This is a genomic window from Pseudomonas sp. SIMBA_068, assembly GCF_046534705.1.
GTDB classification, from domain to species: Bacteria; Pseudomonadota; Gammaproteobacteria; order Pseudomonadales; family Pseudomonadaceae; genus Aquipseudomonas; species Aquipseudomonas putida.
On record NZ_JAWRYI010001614.1, the window covers coordinates 1 to 237 of the forward strand.

Genomic DNA, 237 nt, shown 5'->3' on the forward strand with positions numbered 1-237 from the left:
GGAGATTTTCTCCACGCCTTTGCGTTATGAACAACTACTGGCAGCGCGCAAGGAAGGGGCAACCGTCCTCGACCATAGCGGTGCGCCACTGGATGAAAAACAGAAAATGGGCACCGTGGGGGCCGTGGCGTTGGATTTAGACGGCAATTTGGCGGCAGCCACGTCCACAGGCGGAATGACCAATAAATTACCCGGACGAGTTGGCGATAGTCCCTTAGTGGGTGCCGGATGCTACGC

At 57.0% G+C, this 237-nt stretch carries 1 protein-coding gene; it reads left to right on the plus strand.

The genetic code is table 11. From position 1 onward, the window contains the following. Positions 1–237: isoaspartyl peptidase/L-asparaginase (locus tag SB756_RS35175; RefSeq protein WP_410913894.1), on the plus strand; the 237-nt coding region annotated here is incomplete at both ends.